This window comes from Nocardia sp. NPDC004151 (assembly GCF_042874235.1).
In the GTDB taxonomy this organism is placed as follows: domain Bacteria; phylum Actinomycetota; class Actinomycetes; order Mycobacteriales; family Mycobacteriaceae; genus Nocardia.
Map to the genome: position 1 here is coordinate 162,644 of NZ_JBIAMR010000006.1, position 17,141 is coordinate 179,784.

Annotated in this window: 16 protein-coding genes; 4 read left to right on the forward strand and 12 right to left on the reverse strand. The window is 69.0% G+C overall.

From position 1 onward, the window contains the following. The first annotated feature begins 45 nt into the window (after positions 1 to 45). Positions 46 to 1,122 (forward strand): metallophosphoesterase, encoded by a 1,077-nt coding sequence (locus ACFYTS_RS16215; RefSeq protein ID WP_387304864.1) that lies wholly within the window; start codon positions 46 to 48, stop codon positions 1,120 to 1,122. 23 nt (positions 1,123 to 1,145) lie between these two features. Here ACFYTS_RS16215 and ACFYTS_RS16220 read toward each other — a convergent pair whose 3' ends face one another. From ACFYTS_RS16220 to ACFYTS_RS16260, 9 genes are all read right to left on the reverse strand, one after another. Beyond that, positions 1,146 to 2,153: a zinc-binding dehydrogenase gene (locus ACFYTS_RS16220; RefSeq protein WP_357274800.1), complete on the reverse strand. Its 1,008-nt coding sequence runs from the start codon at positions 2,151 to 2,153 to the stop codon at positions 1,146 to 1,148. 4 nt (positions 2,154 to 2,157) lie between these two features. Next, positions 2,158 to 2,730, reverse strand: a complete 573-nt coding sequence (locus ACFYTS_RS16225) for a TetR/AcrR family transcriptional regulator (RefSeq protein ID WP_387304866.1) — start codon at positions 2,728 to 2,730, stop codon at positions 2,158 to 2,160. Beyond that, positions 2,723 to 3,574, reverse strand: a complete 852-nt coding sequence (locus ACFYTS_RS16230; RefSeq protein WP_357274795.1) for an alpha/beta hydrolase — start codon at positions 3,572 to 3,574, stop codon at positions 2,723 to 2,725. The genes ACFYTS_RS16225 and ACFYTS_RS16230 overlap by 8 nt, the downstream gene beginning before the upstream one ends. Before the next feature lie 67 nt (positions 3,575 to 3,641). Continuing rightward, complete coding sequence (gene fadD11 / locus ACFYTS_RS16235) at positions 3,642 to 5,360, reverse strand: fatty acid--CoA ligase FadD11 (RefSeq protein WP_387304869.1); 1,719 nt, start codon at positions 5,358 to 5,360, stop codon at positions 3,642 to 3,644. After that, positions 5,357 to 6,190, reverse strand: coding sequence for a short-chain dehydrogenase/reductase (locus tag ACFYTS_RS16240; protein WP_387304871.1), 834 nt, complete (start codon positions 6,188 to 6,190; stop codon positions 5,357 to 5,359). The genes fadD11 and ACFYTS_RS16240 overlap by 4 nt, the downstream gene beginning before the upstream one ends. Next, positions 6,190 to 7,653: a flavin-containing monooxygenase gene (locus ACFYTS_RS16245; RefSeq protein ID WP_387304874.1), complete on the reverse strand. Its 1,464-nt coding sequence runs from the start codon at positions 7,651 to 7,653 to the stop codon at positions 6,190 to 6,192. The genes ACFYTS_RS16240 and ACFYTS_RS16245 overlap by 1 nt, the downstream gene beginning before the upstream one ends. Then, a complete protein-coding gene (locus ACFYTS_RS16250; RefSeq protein WP_387304877.1) occupies positions 7,650 to 8,159 on the reverse strand; it encodes an SRPBCC family protein in 510 nt (169 codons plus the stop codon). Before ACFYTS_RS16250 ends, ACFYTS_RS16245 begins: the two co-directional genes overlap by 4 nt. A gap of 23 nt (positions 8,160 to 8,182) precedes the next feature. Then, complete coding sequence (locus ACFYTS_RS16255) at positions 8,183 to 9,205, reverse strand: PDR/VanB family oxidoreductase (RefSeq protein ID WP_387304880.1); 1,023 nt, start codon at positions 9,203 to 9,205, stop codon at positions 8,183 to 8,185. Next, entirely contained in the window at positions 9,202 to 10,083 is an 882-nt protein-coding gene (locus ACFYTS_RS16260; RefSeq protein ID WP_357274781.1) for a metal-dependent hydrolase, read from the reverse strand. The genes ACFYTS_RS16255 and ACFYTS_RS16260 overlap by 4 nt, the downstream gene beginning before the upstream one ends. A 98-nt stretch (positions 10,084 to 10,181) precedes the next feature. Here ACFYTS_RS16260 and ACFYTS_RS16265 point away from each other — a divergent pair, with 98 nt between their 5' ends. From ACFYTS_RS16265 to ACFYTS_RS16275, 3 genes are all read left to right on the forward strand, one after another. After that, a complete protein-coding gene (locus tag ACFYTS_RS16265) occupies positions 10,182 to 10,793 on the forward strand; it encodes a TetR/AcrR family transcriptional regulator (protein WP_387304883.1) in 612 nt (203 codons plus the stop codon). 159 nt (positions 10,794 to 10,952) lie between these two features. After that, positions 10,953 to 13,334: an endopeptidase La gene (lon, locus tag ACFYTS_RS16270; RefSeq protein WP_387305158.1), complete on the forward strand. Its 2,382-nt coding sequence runs from the start codon at positions 10,953 to 10,955 to the stop codon at positions 13,332 to 13,334. A 145-nt stretch (positions 13,335 to 13,479) separates the two neighbouring features. Beyond that, complete coding sequence (locus ACFYTS_RS16275; protein ID WP_387304886.1) at positions 13,480 to 14,184, forward strand: endonuclease/exonuclease/phosphatase family protein; 705 nt, start codon at positions 13,480 to 13,482, stop codon at positions 14,182 to 14,184. On the opposite strand, the gene ACFYTS_RS16280 is transcribed toward ACFYTS_RS16275, so the two are convergent. From ACFYTS_RS16280 to ACFYTS_RS16290, 3 genes are all read right to left on the reverse strand, one after another. Then, positions 14,181 to 15,173, reverse strand: a complete 993-nt coding sequence (locus tag ACFYTS_RS16280) for an oxidoreductase (RefSeq protein ID WP_387304888.1) — start codon at positions 15,171 to 15,173, stop codon at positions 14,181 to 14,183. The genes ACFYTS_RS16275 and ACFYTS_RS16280 overlap by 4 nt on opposite strands. Before the next feature lie 69 nt (positions 15,174 to 15,242). After that, the gene (locus ACFYTS_RS16285) at positions 15,243 to 16,028 is read right to left on the reverse strand and encodes an enoyl-CoA hydratase/isomerase family protein (RefSeq protein ID WP_387304891.1); all 786 of its coding nucleotides are present in this window, start codon (positions 16,026 to 16,028) and stop codon (positions 15,243 to 15,245) included. Positions 16,029 to 16,058: 30 nt separating this feature from the next. Then, the gene (locus ACFYTS_RS16290; RefSeq protein ID WP_387304894.1) at positions 16,059 to 17,135 is read right to left on the reverse strand and encodes a DNA polymerase IV; all 1,077 of its coding nucleotides are present in this window, start codon (positions 17,133 to 17,135) and stop codon (positions 16,059 to 16,061) included. Positions 17,136 to 17,141: the final 6 nt, after the last annotated feature.

Consider the following 17,141-nt stretch of genomic DNA (forward strand, 5'->3'; position numbering starts at 1 on the left):
AGGGTGGTAGTCGGGGAGTCCAGGGTGACAGGCAGGGAGCAGAGTATGACCGTCGATCGTCGGGCCTTCATCGGCGGCACCGCCGCCGCGGCAATGGGCGGCGCCGCGGCGCTGACCGTGGGCGCGGCGCCCGCGCAGGCCGAGAACGCCCCGGCCGTCGGTAAATTCGCCTTCCCTGACGCGCAGCGGCTGCGCGTGCTCGTCACCGGCGACGCGGGCACCGGCGCGCGCCCGCAGTGGCAGGTCGCCGACGCCATGCGCGAACAGCATGCGCGCGACCCGTTCTCGCTCGCCCTCGCCCTCGGCGACAATGTCTACGAGCAGGGCCCGTGGGCCGACGACGACGCCCAGTTCGCGGCCAAGTTCGAGAACCCCAACCACGACCTCGACTTCCCCTGGCTCATGGTGCAGGGCAATCACGACAATTCCTCGATCCTGCCCGGCGATGGCGGCTGGCTGCTGCGCGGCGATCACGAGGTGGCCTATCACGCTCGCTCGGCCCGCTGGTTCATGCCGTCGCGCTATTACTCGGTGCGGGTTCCGCAGGAGAATCCGGTCGTCGAGTTCTTCGTGCTCGACCTGAATCCCGTCGCCGCTTACCTGCCCCCGCTCTTCCAGCCGTACTGGGCGGCCGACGGCCAGTTCATGACCGAGCAGGCGGCCTGGCTGGACCGCGCTCTCGACGAGTCCCCCGCGCCCTGGAAGATCGCCTGCACCCACCATCCGTACCGCAATAATGGGCCGCACGGGAACGCCGGCGAATACGACGGATTGACCATCGGCCCGATCGACGGCCGCCACGCGCGGGACTTCTTCGAGGCGCACGTGGTCGGCCGCTGTCAGTTCCTGCTGTCGGGCCACGATCATTCGCTGCAGGTGCTCGAACCCACCACCGCGTCGAAGGGCACCCGGCAGATCATCTCCGGCGCGGCCGCGAAATCCGTGCACGGCGAACCGTCCTCGGGCGGCGAGGGCAGCCCCAACGTCGCGCTCTACGAGAACTACAACGACCTGGGCTTCATGGTCCTGGACCTGACCCCCGCCTCAGCGGACCTGGGGGTCTACACCGTCGACCTCTCGAACGGCCAGTCCGCCAACGTCTTCCAACGTCGGCTCGGCTAGCCCGCACCAGGCACGCTCGTCGCCTACGGTTTCAGGACGATCCGGATCGGGTTGCCTTCCTTGGCCTCCAGGGCGTGCACGGCCTTGGGGGCGTCGGCGAGCGGCACCACGGCGCTCACCGAGCGCGCGAAGTCGATTCGTTGCAGCCCTTGGAGTTTCACCAGCTGGGTGACATGCTCCGGTGCGGACCCGTAGTGCCCGCGCAGCTGCTGCTGGAAGAAGCTGAACGCGGTGCCGCCGGTAATGGTGATCGGCTTGTCCGTCAGCCCGACCAGCACCAGGCGGCCCTGCGGTGCGAGGCAGGTGACCGCCTGTTCGCGCACCGGCGCCACGCCCGCGAAGTCGAAGGCCGCGGCCAGACCGGTGCCGCTGGCCTGGAAGATCTTGGCGCGCAGGTCCGGATCGGCCGGATCGAACGCCAGATCCGCGCCGAAGGACAGCGCGCGCTCACGGGCGGCGGGCAGCGGATCGATCGCGATGATGGGTGCGGCCCCGACCAGGCGCAATAACTGGATCCCGTGCGCGCCGAGCCCGCCGACACCCCAGACGCCCACGGCCTCACCGGCTTTCACCTCGGCGGTGGCGGTGATGGCCGCCCACGGCGTGGACACCGCGTCGGGGATGAAGCAGGCCTGTTCGAAGGGCAGTTCGTCGGGAATCGGGACCAGGGTGTCGACGCGGGCCAGGGTGTATTCGGCCCAGCCGCCGTCGTAGTCGACGCCGCGGGTGAAGGTGGCGCCGCCGCGCAGTTCGCCCGCCTGCAACAGGACTCGATCGCCGACCTTCGCGGTGGTGACCCCCGGTCCGAGGGTGTGGACGGTGCCCGCGACCTCGTGGCCGAGCGTCACCACGTCCCCGCGCAGGAACAGCGGGGTGAGGGTGCCGTCGATGAGGTGCACGTCGGACAGGCACACACCGGCGGCTTCGACCTTGACCAGCACGTGGTCCGGGCCGGGTTCCGGGATCGGCACCCGGTCCAGTTCGAGTCGGCGTTCGGGTCCCAGATGGAGTCGTGCGGCCAGCATCGTCATCGGATCATCGTAGGCCGATGTCGGTGAGTCCACGGTCGAGAAAACGGATCATCCAGACGAAACTCTGCTCGGCGTCGTCGCTCCACTGGAAGCCGTCGGAGGCCTGCAGGCTGGCGAAACCGTGGAAGGTGGAGCGCAGCGTGCGCAGCGCGTGCACCATCTCGTCGGCGCCGATGCCGTAGCCGCGCAGCACCGCCTCCATGGATTCCAGCAGCCGCGAACCCGATTGCAGCAGTGGGTCGTCCGGCCCGGTGAAGCGCGCGCCCACGGTGGCGGCGTACCGGCCCGGATGTTCGACCACGTAGCCGCGGAAGGCGTTGGCGAAGGCGGTCAGCGCGTCGCGGCCCGCGAGTCCGTGCATGGCGTCGCGGACCCGGGCGTCGAGTTCGGCCATGGCGAGCGCGGCGATGCCGTGCTGCAGATCGGCCAAGCTCTCGATGTGCTTGTACAGCGACGGCGTGCGCACTCCGAGCCGCTGCGCGAGCGCGCCCAGCGCCAGGTCGCCGAAGCCGACCTCGTCGGCGAGGGCGGCGCCGGCGGCGATGACGTCGGGCCGGTTCAGCCCGGCCCTAGGCATGGTGTTCCTTCAGGAACGGCAGCATCAGTTCGGCGGTGCGCTCGGCGGCCTCGAACTGCGGGTAGTGGCCGGTGCCCTCGATCAGGCCCAGGCTGCCCAGTCCGGCGGGCAGGGCGGCGACGATGCGCTGGCCCTCGGCCTCGGGGCTCGGGAAGTCCGGGTCGGCGGTGCCCATCAGGATGAGCGCGGGCCGGGTCACGTTGGGCACCTGGGCTTCCGCGTCGGCCGGGGTGGACTTGCCGCATTTCATGAACTCGGCCATGCGACCGGGCTCGTTCAGCTTCGCGGCCACCTCGCCCAGGTAGGTGTCGAGGTCGGCGGGCTGGGACGGCATGGCCACCCGCAGGTACTTCAGCCACTGCCCGATGCTCTTGAACATCATGGTCCCCATCAGCGGGACCATGCCGCGGCGGTGGCGCGCGTTGGTGAAAAGCGCTCCCACGTCGGCCTTCTGGGTGAGGGTGAAGGGGTTGATCTCCACGATCGCCCGCACCAGGTCCGGCCGCAGCGCGGCGGCGATGGTGGCCGAGCCGCCCGAGAGCGAGTGGCCCACCACGATGGCGGGGCCGCCGCCCAGCTTCTCGATGACGGCCAGCAGGTCGTGGGCGACATCGGTGCGGCTGATGGCCGCCTTGCCGGTCTCCGACGCCCAGTCCAGGCTGGATTCGCCGTGGCCGCGCATATCGGTGTTGACCACCCGGTATCCGGCCGCCGCCAGCAGCGGGGCGAGGCGCCGGTTCACGGTGCGGTCGATGCCCATCCCATGGGACAGCACCACCAGCGGGCCGGTGCCCTGCTCGTCGTATGCGATCCGGCCGCCGTCGATGTCCACGTACTGCGTCATGGTCTTGTCGCTCTCCGAGAGTGGCTAACTGCGATAGCCATAAAGCTAATCGAGTTAGCCAACCGCGTCAACCCCTGACTTCGTAGAGTTCGTCGATCTCCTTCGCGTACTTGGCGGCGATGGCCTTGCGCTTCAGCTTCATGGTCAGCGTGGTCTCGTCGCCGCCCGCCTCCCAGAAGGTCGGCAGCACCACGAACCGCTTGATCTGCTCCACCCGGGACAGGCGTTCGTTCCCGGCGGCCACCCCGGCCGCGATCGCCTCGAGCACCGCCGGGTCGGCGAATCGCTCCCCGGTCTCCTCGTCGAGCACGATCAGCGCCGTGTTGTACGGCCGACCGTCACCGATCACCGCCATGGCCCCGATCAGCGGGGTCGCGGCTTTCACCGTGTTCTCGATGTGGGTGGGCGACATGTTCTTGCCCGCCGCGTTGATGATCAGTTCCTTCTTGCGGTCCACGACCGTGAGGAATCCGTCCGCGTCGACGGTGATGATGTCGCCGGTGGACAGCCAGCCCTCCGCGTCGATCGCCTCCGTGGTCTGCTCGGGCAGCCCTCGATACCCCTTCATCACCAGTGGTCCGCGCACCTGGAGCTCACCGTCGGCGGTGTGCCGGGCCGCCATGCCGGGCAATAGTTTTCCGACTGTGCCGAGTTTCGCGTCGTCCGGATGGGAGACGCTGCAGATGCACGACAGCTCCGACATGCCCCAGATCTCCGCGATCGGAATACCCAGTCCGGCAAAGAATCCCAGGGTCTGCGGCGGAATCGGCGCTGCTCCCGACAGCGCCCAGCGCAGCCGGTCGAACCCCAGGGCGGCCCGCAGGTGTCGCAGCACCAAGTCGTCGGCGCGCTTCCAATCCGCGGCGACATCCTCGGGCACGGCTGCGCCGGCCAGCTGGTAGCCGCTGCGGGTGGCAGCCACCGACAGCGCCCACTCCATCGCCGCCCGCCGATCCACGTCCGGTTCGTTGGCGACCTTGAATTCGATTGCGGCCTTGAGCTTCTCCCACACCCGGGGCACCGCACCCCACACGGTCGGCTTCAGATCGACCAGCGCGGGCGCGATCTCCTTGGCGTCGCTGACGCAGGTGACCTGGGTGCCGAGCACTTCCTGCACGTACAGCGCGGTGAGCCGGTCGGCGATGTGCGCGGTCGGCATGAACGAGGTGATGGTGTCGCCGAATACGAACCCCAGTACCTCGGCGATCCCGCGCACCTGGAACAGCAGATTGGCGTGCGTGGTCTCCACGCCCTTGGGATTGCCGGTGGTCCCGGACGTGTAGATCAGGGTGGCGATGTCCTCCGGTCGAACGGCCCGCCATGCGGCCTCGAAGTCGAAATCGGCTGCACCGGAAGCGATCAGCTCGGCGACCGTCATGGTCCCCTCGGGCGCGTCGTCGACGCAGATGATCCGATCGAGTGGCGCCCCGCAGCTCCGCAACCGCTCCACGTATTGCGGCTCGCACATCACGATTCGCGCTCCCGCGTTCCCGAGCACGTACGCCAGCTGCTCGGCGGGCAGTGTGTTGTACACCGAGAACGATGTCGCTCCCAGATGCTGCGCACCGACTTCGAGGGGATAGAACTCGACCCGGTTGCTCATCATCAGCGCCACGGTGTCCCCGCGCGTGACGCCGATGGCGGCTAGCCCGGCGGCGACCTCCCGCACCTGACGGGCGTAGTCCCGCCAGGTCAGAGTGCGTGTGTCGCCAGGAGTGCGCAGGGCGATCGCGTCGGGGTCGAGGGCGGCGGTGTGCTGGAAGGCCGCGGGCAGGGTGTCGGTCATCGGCGGTCCTCGATCGCGTGAATGAGCTGGTGGACAGTGGGATTCGCGGCCAGTCGGCCGTCGAGTACGACATTGATCGCGCCGCGCAGCAGGGCGTAGGGCGTCCATCCGCGCGGTGCGATGGTGCGGGCGGCGCGGCGCGCGATGCCGTCGGCGATGGTGCGGGCGGCCTGGTCGGCGGTGATGCGCACGCTCAGTGGCCAGGGCAGCAAGGCGTCCAGGCGGCGGCCGAGGTCGTCGGCGTCGAGCATGTCGTGGGTCATGGCGGTCTCGACGATGCCGAAGTAGGCGACGCCGGCGGTGGCCCCGCTCGCGGCGAGCTCCACCCGCAGGGCGCGGCCCAGCTGCTCGACCGCGGCCTTGCTCATCATGTACGGCGACCCGCCCATGCCGGGGGCGAAGGCGGCGCAGGAGGACACCACGACGACGTGGCCGCGGGCGCGGACGATGTGGTCGAGGGCGGGGTGCACGGTATTGAAGACGCCGGTCAGGTTGATGCCGAGGACGCGGTCGAAGTCGCGCGGGTCCATGGTGCGCAGGGTGGCGGGCACCGGTGTCACGCCCGCGTTGGCGACGACCACGTCCAGGCCGCCGAACCGCTCGACCGCCTCGGCGATCACGGCCGCCATCCGCGCCCGATCGGTGACGTCAGCGGTGACGGCGTGGGCGCGTTCGCCGAGGTCGAGTGCGGTTCGCCGCGCGGCGGTCGCGTCGATATCGGCGACGATCACCCGTGCGCCGCGCCGGCACAGGATGGCGGCGAGGGCCCGGCCGATGCCCTGGCCCGCGCCCGTGATCAGGACGACCTTGCCGTCGATGTCGTACTCCATCAGGCGCTCACCTCGTACGCGTCGGAATCGAACTGCTGTGTGCGCCTGCGGTACTCGAAGCTCCAGCCCGGATACAGTCCGGCATTGCTGCCGTCCGGCGTCGTGTAGTACGTCTCGCAGCCGCCGGTGAGCCACACCGTCGCCGCGCTGCGCCGGTGCATCTCGGCCACGAACGCGTCCTGTTGCGTGGCCCGCACTTCCACCCGGCGCGCGCCGCGGTCGCGCACGGTGGCGAGGGCGTCGACGATGTAGGCGATCTGCGACTCGATCATGTAGACGGCCGACTGGTTGCCCGCCGCGCCGAACGGGCCGAGGGTGCAGAAGAAGTTGGGGAAGCCGGCGACCGCTGTCCCGAGGTAGGTGCGTGGCTGTTTGCGATACAGCTCGGCGATGCTGAGGCCGTCGCGGCCGGTGATGTGTTCGAAAGCGGCGGCGAGGGGTTCGAATCCGGTGCCGAAAACGATGGTGTCGACCGGGATTTCGACGCCTGCGCGTGTCACTACCGAGTGCGGGCGGACTTCCGCGATACCGTCGGTGACGACCTCGACATTGTCCCGCTCCAGCGCGGGCAGATAGGCGTCGGAGAAGATCGCCCGCTTGCAGCCGATCATGTAGTCCGGGGTCAGCTTCGCGCGCAGCTCCGGATCGCGGATCTGCCGTCGCAGCTGGATCCGCCCGAGCGTCTCGAACGGATGCCGGAATCGATTGTCCACGAATCCGACCAGGCCGAAGCTCTCGATCAGCGCGTACCAGGTGCCGCGAACCAGGCGCTGCGTCAAGGGAATCCGGCGCAGCATCGCACGTTCCATCCCGAGCGTTCGCCGGTCCATGCGCGGCACGATCCAGGGCGCGGAACGCTGGAACACGGTCAGCCGCGCGGCCTTCGGCTGGATCTCGGGAATGAACTGCACCGCCGACGCGCCGGTCCCGATCACCGCGACCCGCTCCCCGGTCAGATCGTGGGAGTGGTCCCAGTGCAGGGAGTGAAATGCCGTGCCCTCGAAGGTGTCCAGCCCCGGCAGGTCCGGATACTTCGCCTCCGCGAAGATTCCCGCCGCCGCGATGAAATAGTCCGCCGTGATCGGCCCTCGTGAGGTCTCGATCAGCCAATGCGAACGCTCCTCGTCCCAGCGCGCGTCCAGCACCTCGGTTTCGAGCCGAATGTGCCGCACCACATCGTGTTCGGTGGCGACAGCCCGGATGTACTCCAGAATCTCCGGCTGCCGCCCATACGTGCGCGACCAGTCGGGATTCGGCGCGAACGAGTAGCTGTACAACTGCGACGGCACATCGCACGCGCACCCGGGATACGTATTGGCCTGCCAGGTCCCGCCCAGATCCGCCGCGCGTTCCAGCAGCGCCAGATCCTCGAATCCGGCTTCCCGCAACTTGATCGCGAGCCCGATCCCGCCGAAGCCCGCGCCGAGGATGACGATGTTCCGGTGTTCGATGGAGTCGGTCATCGTCGGGCCTCCGCGGAAGCCGGCTGCGCCCGACGGGCGACGCCCCGGGCGATCGTCTGGGTGACGTACCGCTGGAGTGGGCTCGCCGCGGTGAGCAGGGGGCGCAGCGCCGGGGTTCCTTCGAGGGCGAAGGTCCAGGTCAACCGTGTTCCCGTCGAGATGGGCTCGAGCCGAATGTCTTCGGCGAAGTGTTTCAGACCGGGAATCGACGCGGCGTCGACCGTGAAGGTCATTCGCGAACCGGGCTCCCAGCGGTAGAACCGCTCCAGCAGGCTGACGACGCCGCCGAGCGTGACCACCCGGGTGGTGCCTGCCCGGAAGGGGCGGGGCGACAGCCATTCGACCGAGGTGACCGCCGCCGACCAGGAGGCCAGGGCATCGTCGGCGATCAGCAGCTGCCAGACCGCCTGCGGGGAGCCGGGGAGATCGACCACGTGGACGTAGCGGTGCGCGGCGGTGGTCAGGAAGGTGTCATCGGTGGGTGTGAGCGGGAAGCGAGTGAGCATGAGACCGTTCGGCCTTTCACTGGTCAGAGGTCGAGCACGAGCGGGCCGTCGACCGCGCGGGACACACACGTGAGCATGTGACCGGGTCGTTCGGCCTCGGTGAGCAGCCGGTCGCGATGGTCGACCGAGCCGGACAGCACGCGCGTCCGGCACGTGCCGCAGAAGCCTTGGCGGCAGGAATAGGCGACGTCGGGTCGCACCCGGCGGATGGCGTCCAGCGCGGTTTCGGCGCTGCCGACCCGCACCTCGATTCCGCTGCGCGCCAAAGTCAGAGCGAATTCCCGGCCGTCGATCACCGGTAACGCGGAGAAGCGTTCGGTGTGCAGGGAGGCTGTCGGATTCACCGCGAACAGCGTGCGCTGTGCGGCCTCCAGGACCGGCGGCGGGCCGCAGACGTAGACCGCCGCGCCGGGCTCCGCGGTCCGCAGGATCGCCGCGATATCGGGCGCGCCGCACTCGTCATCGGGGCGGATGTCGGTGTCGACGGGCAGTTCGTCCAGGAACGGCATGGTGTCCCGGGATCGCCCCAGATAGACGAGGTGGCCGCGCTTTCCGGCCGCGCGCACCATCGGCAGGATCGGCGTGATGCCGATTCCGGCGGCGAGGAAGAGATAGGAAGGCGCGCGCTCGACAAACGTGAACGCGTTGCGGGGACCGCGAATTCGCACGGGATCGCCGGGGCGCAGCGCGTGCATCTCCACTGATCCGCCGTCACCGTCGGGCAGCCGGCGCACCGCGATCCGATAGCAGTGCTGGTCGACAGGATCGCCGCACAGCGAGTACTGCCGCTGCCGGCCGGACGGCAGAAACAGGTCCAGATGCGATCCGGGCCGCCACGCGGGCAACCGTTCCCGGCCGGGCCGCACCAGGGTCAGGCTCACCACATCCTCGGCTTCCGCCTCGGCCGTCTCGACGACGGCGTCCATGTCGAAGCCGTTGTGGCGTACCGGGTGCGGTCGCGACAGCGCGGGGGTGGTGAACACCTTCTTGTACACGTCCACCGCCGCGCCCAGCGCCCGCAGCCCGAAGGTCGGCGCGGCCGTCATGCGCGGGCCGCCGGGGAGTGCGCCAGGTAGCGCAGCGCGTTGTCCATCGAACCCAGTTGGGAGGGATGGAATCTCCGGTCCAGGTAGCGCGGCATCTCGGTGACGAAGGTGGTGAAGTTCGGAATCACCTGCCGCCGGGTCGCGCTCACGAACTGTTTCAGCCAGAAGCGGCCCTTGTCCGGGCTCGGATCGCGGCGGTACAGGTACGCGGTCGACATCACGAACAGCGGCAGCAGCAGTCCACTGGCCAGCAGCCCGGTCCGGGCCCGACGCCCGTATCCGCCGTCGACGTGCATGTACGCGTCGAACACCACGCTGCGGTGCTCGACCTCCTCCGCGCCGTGCCACCGGACCAGATCCAGCATGGTCGGATCCATCCCGGCCCGTTGCAGCGCATCGGTTTCCAGCAGCCACTCGCCGATGACCGCGGTGAAATGCTCCATCCCCGCGAACAATCCGAGCCGTTCCTTCAGCCATTCCTGCTTCGCGCGCCCGGTGAGGCCGTGATCGCCGAGCACCCGATCGGTGAGCCACGCGATCTTCGAGACATACGACTCGACGTCGAGTCCGATCTCCTGCAGGTGCTTCCGCGCCCCCTCGTGGCTGCTCGCGTGCATCGACTCCTGTCCGACGAACCCCGCGACCTCTTCCCGCAACCGCTCGTCGTCGATCAATGGCAGCGCCTCGGCCAGGCAGGCCGCCATGGCCCGCTCCCCCTCCGGCAGCACCAGGTGCATGACATTCACGACGTGCGTCGCCAGCACCTCCCCCGGGATGTAGTGCATCGGCACCGACGAGAAGTCGAAATGCACGTCCCGAGCCTGAATCGCGTGGGCCTCGTCCTGATAGGAGCGCCTCGTTGCACTGTCCTCAGCCATGCCGCGACCGTAACAAAGCAACAAACACCATGGCAATGTTGCAGCCACAAATCACCGCAAATTGTTGCATCGCTGCATCCGACTGTTAGCCTCGAACCGTGCCCCCGACAGCCGCCACCTCGAAAGACACCCCCGGAACGGACTCCATCGAGGACCGCATCCTCGACGCCGCCCTGGTGCAATTCGGCCGCGTCGGAGTCAAGAAGACGACGATCGAGGACGTGGCCCGCCAAGCCGAGGTCGACCGCGTCACCGTCTACCGCCGCATCGGTTCCCGGGACGAACTGGTCCGGGCCGTCACCGCCCGGGAGGTCCGCCGCCTCCTCGACGACCTCGAGGACATCCCGTCCCGCCACGACACCTTCGCCGACACGGTCGCCGCCGTCTTCTCCACCGTCGTCACCCGCTGGCGCACCCACCCCCTGGTCGAGCGCCTGATGACCCTCGAACCCGAGCGCCTCCTCCCCCAATTCACCACCGACGGCGCCGCCCCCTTCGTCCTCGCTGTCGTCTCCGCCACCGAACTCCTCCGAAAAGTCCTGACCGACAACGCCCTACCCGAACCCGCGGACCTCTCCTCCCGCACCGAAGTCGTCTGCCGAATAGTCCACTCCCTGATCCTGCAACCAACCGGCGGCATCGACCTCGACTCCGAACCCGCGCTCACGGCTTTCGCCAGGACCTACCTGGTCCCGATCCTCATTCCCTAGGTCGCGGCCACGTTCGCCGCCGGCGAACAGCGGGGTGGAACAATCGGTATACCTCCGAGGTTGACTGGGTGACGCTCAACCTTGGAAGGGGTCGAAGACGTGACTACACCTCAGAACCTGCCGGTCCTGTTCCTGACCGATCCGATCGTGCTGCCCGGCATGGTCGTGCCGATCGAGCTGGACGAGTCGTCGCAGGCCGCCATCGATGCCGCCCGCGCGGGCAAGGTCAACCAGGTGTTGGTCGCGCCTCGCCTCGATGAGGGCTACGCCGCCTACGGCGTGGTGGCCACCATCGAACAGGTCGGCCGGATGCGCGGCGGCGCGCCCGCGGCGGTCTTGAAGGCCGAGAGCCGGGCCAAGATCGGGCACGGCGTGACCGGGCCGGGCGCGGCGCTGTGGGTCGAGGCCGAGCCGGTGGAGATTCCGGCCGCCGACGGACGCACGAAAGAGCTTGCGGCCGAATACAAGAAGCTGGTCGTGTCGGTCCTGCAGCGCCGCGAGGCGTGGCAGGTGATCGACGCGGTCAATCAGATGAACGATCCGTCCACGCTGGCCGACGCGGCCGGATGGGCCTCGTACCTGAGCAACGAGCAGAAGCGCGAGATCCTCGACACTCCGGATACCCAAGCGCGACTGAACAAGCTGATCGACTGGACCACCCAGCACATCGCCGAGACCGAGATCAGCGAGAAGATCAGCGAGGACGTCCGCGAGGGGATGGAGAAGACCCAGCGCGAATTCCTGCTGCGCCAGCAGCTCAACGCGATTCGCAAGGAGCTGGGCGAGGACGAGCCGGACGGCGCGGAGGACTACCGCACCCGCGTCGAGAACGCCGACCTGCCGGACGACATCCGCGAGGCCGCGCTGCGCGAGGTCGGACGGCTGGAACGCTCCAGTGATCAGAGCCCGGAGACGGGCTGGATCCGCACCTGGCTGGACACCGTGCTGGAACTGCCGTGGACGGTGAAAACCACCGACTCCGCCGATGTTTCGGCCGCCCGCGCGGTGCTGGACGCCGACCACCACGGCCTCGACGAGGTCAAGGACCGCATGGTCGAGTACCTGGCCGTGCGTTCCCGCCGGGCCGCCCGCGGCCTGGAGGTCGTCGGCGGACGCGGTTCCGGCGCGGTGCTGGTGCTGGTCGGTCCGCCCGGCGTCGGCAAGACCTCGCTGGGTGAGTCCGTGGCACGGGCGCTGGGCCGCAAGTTCGTTCGTGTCGCCCTGGGCGGCGTGCGCGACGAGGCCGAGATCCGCGGTCACCGGCGCACCTACGTGGGCGCGCTGCCCGGCCGCATCGTCCGCGCCATGAAGGAGGCGGGATCGATGAATCCCGTTGTCCTGCTGGACGAGATCGACAAGGTCGGCAGCGACTTCCGCGGCGATCCCGCGGCGGCCCTGCTGGAGGTGCTGGACCCGGCGCAGAACCACACGTTCCGCGACCACTACCTGGACCTGGATCTGGACCTGTCCGACGTGCTGTTCATCGCGACCGCGAACGTCCTCGAGACGATCCCCGGCCCGCTGCTGGACCGCATGGAACTGATCAGCGTCGACGGCTACACCGAGGCCGACAAGGTGGCCATCGCCCGCGACTTCCTGATCCCGCGGCAGCTGGAGCGCAACGCTCTGACCGCCGAGGAGGTCTCGATCACGGACGAGGCGCTGCGTGAGGTCGCCGCCAACTACACCCGGGAAGCCGGTGTGCGCCAGATGGAGCGGCTGATCGCGAAGGCGCTGCGCAAGGCGGCCACCAAGCTGTCGGAGTCCGCGGACATCTCGGACACCGAAAGCCTGGTCGGCAAGGGCGAATTCGTGCCGGAGGGCCTGGGGTACGACCAGGATCTGGGCTACGACGCCGACGCGACGGCGTCCGGCAAGCTGGTGATCGGACTGGGTGACCTGAAGGACTACCTGGGCCGTCCGCGCTTCACCCCCGACGGGGTGGAACGCACCGCGGTTCCCGGCGTCGCAACGGGTTTGGCCGTGACCGGCGCGGGCGGCGACGTCCTCTACATCGAGGCCAATGCCGCCGAGGGCGATCGCTCGCTGACCCTGACCGGCCAGCTGGGTGACGTCATGAAGGAGTCCGCGCAGATCGCCCTGACCTACGTCCGCTCCCACCTGGAAGAGATCGGCATCGAGCCGAAGGTGCTGGATCGCAATATCCACATCCACTTCCCGGCGGGCGCGGTGCCCAAGGACGGACCGTCCGCGGGCGTCACCATGGTCACCGCCCTGGTGTCGCTGGCCCTGGGTCGCCAGGTCCGCGCGGATGTCGGCATGACCGGTGAGGTCACGCTGAACGGCCGGGTGCTGCCGATCGGCGGCGTGAAGCAGAAGCTGCTCGCCGCCCAGCGCGCCGGCCTGAAGACCGTGTTCATCCCGGCCCGCAACGAGCCGGACCTGGACGAGGTCCCCGCCGAGGTGCTGGCCGCCCTGGATGTCCGCCCCGTGGCCGACGTGGCCGAGATCCTGGCCTACGCCATCGAACCGGTCGCCGAACCGGCCTACGACGGGCGGCAGCTGAGCGCGACCGCGTAAGTGATCGAGCCGGAGTCGTGTGTCTGCTGTGCGGACACACGGCTCCTTTCGTTTCGGCGGGCCGATACCCCGCAACCTCTGAGCGAACTTCTATGTTTCACATGAAACGAAAGCCGCACGGTCCGTTCGGATCTCATAGGGTGCAATGGTGATTACCGTCGCCACCTGGAATGTCCTGCACCGCATCCATGCCGACAACTGGGCCAGTACTATCGCCGAGAAGTGGCCGGAGGAATCGAAGCGCATCGCGGCCGTGACTGCGACCCTCGCGGCCCGGACCGAGCGCGTCATCGCGCTCATGGAGGTCAGTGGCGACCAGCTGGCAAGCCTTCGAGCTGCGCTGCCGGCCAGGGAATTCCACGTTCTCGATTACCCGCGGGTGCCGAAGCCGCGGCGCGTGCCGGATGTCCTGGCGGATCGGACCGAGCATCTCGTGCTCATGGTGAACGGATCCGCACGGCAGGTCGGCGCGGTGCCCTTCGACTCCGATCCGGGCAATGGCTGGGTCGCCATCGAGATCGACGGACTGCGGATTGTCGCCACGCACGTGACCGGCGACGAGCGTCGCGTCGATCAACTGGCTCAGCTGCGCGAACTCACCGCGACCGGACCGGCGGTCCTGCTCGGTGACTTCAATATCGACAGGGCGGTGCTGGCGGCCGGATTGGGCGACGGATACACCGTGGCCGAGTTCCCGTCGGATTCCATCCCGACCCGCCCTCGCGACTCGGGGTCGAAGTCCCAGTTCATCGATCATGTTGTCGCGCACGGAGTGCCCGTGCGCGACCTCGTCGTCGAGGATGTGGCCGGAGCCTCCGACCACAATCTCGTTCATGCGATCGTCGGCTAGAACTCGCCTGCGACGCCGAGAATCGTTCGGCCGGAGTGGGTTCCGTCGAGGATGGAGCGGAGGACGGATTCGGCTTCGGTGATGGGGGCGTAATTTTCCAGCAATGAGAGGTGCTGGGGTTTCAAGTCTTTGGCGAGGCGGGCCCACAGGTCGCGGCGCTGGGCGATCGGGAAGTGGGCCGAGTCGATGCCGAGGAGGGAGACGCCGCGCAGGATGAAGGGCATGACGGTGGTGGGGAGGTCGGAGCCGCCGGTCAGGCCGGAAACAGCCACCGCGCCACCATATTTGACCGTGCTGAGGATGTGGGCCAGCGATTCGCCGCCCACGCTGTCGACGGCGGCGGCCCACTGGGCCTTGCCGAGGGCGCGGAGCTTTTCCCCTTCGGCGGGGAGGCGGCCGATGACCGAGGTCGCGCCGAGGGCCGAAAGCAATTCGCTCGCACCGAGTTTGCCGGTGGAGGCCACTACTTCGAAGCCCAGGCCGGAGAGGATGTCGACGGCGACGGTGCCGACGCCGCCCGTCGCGCCGGTGACCAGGACCGGGCCGGAGTCGGGGGTGAGGCCGCGGTCGAGGAGGGCCTGCACGCTCATGGCGGCGGTATAGCCCGCGGTGCCGATGGCGGCGGCCTCGCGCGGGGTGAGGCCGTCCAGTTTCACCACCCAGCCGGCGGGGACGCGGGCGTATTCGGCGAAGCCGCCGTGGTGGGCGACGCCGATGTCGTAGCCGTGGGCGACCACCAGGTCGCCGGGCGCGAACTCCGGATCGGTGGAGCTGACCACCTCACCGGCGAGGTCGATGCCGGGGATGAGCGGGTACTGCCGCACCACGCCGCCGCGCGGGGTGATGGCCAGTCCGTCCTTGTAGTTGGCGCTCGAGAAATGCACCTTGATCGTCACGTCACCCGGCATGAGGAAGTCGTCGGCGACTTCCTCCCGGATGAGGGCGATCCCGCTGTCCGATTCCTGTGCCACCATCGCCTGGAAACCCATGGTCCGAGCATAGGGGGCGGAGCTCCGGCCGGATCGGGGAAAACGGCCGGGCTCAGACGAATCCGGACGTCAGGCGTACTTCGGGGCGCGCTTCCCGGTGAAGGCGGCGATACCCTCCTGGCCGTCCGCGGATTCCGCGTTACGGGTGATGAACGCCGCCTCGGTGTTGAGCTGCTCCTCCAGGTTGTGCTGCCCGGAGACCAGCAGCAGCTTCTTCACCGCCGCGTTCGATGCCTTGGGACCGGCCGCGAACTCCTGGGCCAGCGCCTCGACCGCCGCGGCCAGCTCGTCGTCGGCGACGACGCGGTGCAACAGACCCCACTCCAGGGCCTCGGCCGCGCGCAGGGTGCGGTTGGTGAGCATGAGCTCCTGGGTCTTGCGCAGGCCGATCAGACGCGGCAGATAGTAGGACGCGCCGCCGTCCGGGCTCAGGCCGATCTTGGTGTACGCCATGGTGAAGGCGGCGGACTCGGCGGCCACCACCAGGTCACCGGCCACCGCGAGGCTCATGCCCGCACCCGCGGCGGTGCCGTTCACGCCCACGATGAGCAGCGCGTCCATCCGGGCCAGCGCCGACACCGCGCGGTGCAGGGTCCCGGCCAGCTTCTCGATGAACGCGCCGGTGTCGCCGCTGGCCGCCATGGCCCGCACGTCGCCGCCCGCGGAGAAGAACCGCCCGGCCCCGGTCAGCACCACGACCTTCACCGCCGGATCCTCCGAGCAGTAGGTGGCCGCGCGCTCCAGCTCTTCGGCGAGCGCCTGATCGATGCCATTGGCGGCGTTCGGCCGGTTCAGCGTGATGCGGGCGATCGGGCCGTCGTGCTCGAACAGGATGTTCTCGTAGTTGTCGCTCATCGAGAGGATGCCTTCCGTCGGTAGACCTGATCACAGCATGGCGTACTCGACACGGACCCCGAGCAACCGGATCGGCCGATCCAGCTCGAACCCGTCCAGTACCTCCAACGCGGTCTGCGCGATCTCGTCGGCGTCGGTGGTCGGCGCGGGTAGTTTCCGCTGCTTGCTGCGGGTGAAGAAGGTCTTGGTCCGCACCGTCACGCTCACCCGCCCGATGGCCCGCCCGGCCGCGAAGGTCTCCTCCGCCACCTGGGTGGCCAGCCGCACCACCGCGGCGTCGATCTCGTCGCGTTCGGTGAGGTCGCGCGGGAAGGTCTCGGAGCGGCTGTGCCCCACCGGTTCTCGCGGCTCGGCGATATCGGTGTCGCCCGCCCCGTGCCCGAGTACCCACAGGTAGGGCCCGGTATTGGGCCCGAACTCGGCCGCCAGCAAGCCTCGGTCGGCGGCGGCCAGATCGGCCACGGTCTCGATGCCCAACCCGCTCATGCGTTTCGCGATGCGCGCGCCGATCCCCCACAGCGCGGTAGTCGGCCGGTGAGCCATCAACTCGACCCAGTTGGCGCTGGTCAGCCGGAATACCCCGGTCCCCGCGTCCTGCTCGGGCGGCGGCTCGTCGGCCGCCGGCGGCGATTTCCCCACGGCCTTGGCGAACCCGGTGGCCAGTTTGGCCCGGGTCTTGTTGTCCCCGATGCCGACCGCGCAGGTCAGATCCAATTCCGCGATGGCGGACCGGATCTCGCCCGCCAGTTCCTCGGGATCCTCGGTGTCGACGGCGAGGAAGGCCTCGTCGAAGCCGAGCACCTCCACCCGTCCGGGGAAGGTGCGCAGCAGCGCCATGATCTCCTCGGACGCCTCGGCGTAGGTGGCCAGATCCTGCGGCAGGAAGACACCGTCCGGGCAGGCTCGCGCGGCGGTGCGCAGCGGCATACCCGCGCGCACCCCGAATGCCCGCGCCGGATAGGACGCGCAGGACACCACTTTGCGAGGTTCGGTGGGATCGCCGTTCCCGCCCACGATGACCGGCTGCCCGCGCAGCTCCGGGTGCCGCCGGAATTCGACCGCGGCCTGGAATTGGTCGAGGTCGACGTGCAGCAGCCAGCGCGTCACCCTTCC